Source organism: Methylosinus sp. Sm6 (genome assembly GCF_019802345.1).
In the GTDB taxonomy this organism is placed as follows: domain Bacteria; phylum Pseudomonadota; class Alphaproteobacteria; order Rhizobiales; family Beijerinckiaceae; genus Methylosinus.
In genome coordinates this window covers 1-506 of the sequence record NZ_JAINDZ010000160.1, presented here as the reverse complement: position 1 = coordinate 506, position 506 = coordinate 1, and the positions used below count along the sequence as shown (strand labels likewise).

The following is a 506-nucleotide window of genomic DNA, read 5'->3' as shown; positions in this document are numbered from 1 at the left end:
CCGATCGGCGGCGTCTCGCCGGGAACGAGCGCGCCGCTCATCGTCGCGCAGACCGTCGACTCCGTCGGTCCATAGGCGTCGATCATGTGGCAGCGCGCCGCCCATAGCGCGGTCGACGCCGAAGACAAAGCTTCGCCCGCCGCCACCAGACAGCGCATTGCCGATTCATCGGGCGGCGTCAGTCCCGCCAGCACCGCGGGCGGAAGAGTGGCGTGCGTGACGCTCTCCGCGACCAGCAGCACGCGCAGCGCTTCCCCGGCTCTCTGCTCGCTTCGCGGCAGGACGAGACAAGCGCCGGACGACAGCGTCATCGCAATTTCCCAGATCGCCGCATCGAAGCTCGCCGACGAGAATTGCAGCACGCGGCTGCCAGGCCCCGCTCCCAGCGCCGTCTGCGCCATCGTCAGATTGCTCAGCCCGCCATGCGTCACGGCGACGCCCTTGGGGCGTCCGGTGGAGCCGGATGTATAGATCACATAAGCGAGATTGGCGGGATGCGCGACATT

The 506-nt window shown here is 68.2% G+C and carries 1 protein-coding gene; it reads right to left on the bottom strand.

Going from position 1 to position 506, the window contains the following annotated elements:
• Positions 1–506, bottom strand: a 506-nt coding sequence (locus K3F48_RS24065) for an AMP-binding protein (protein WP_222577959.1), incomplete at both ends; no start/stop codon positions are given.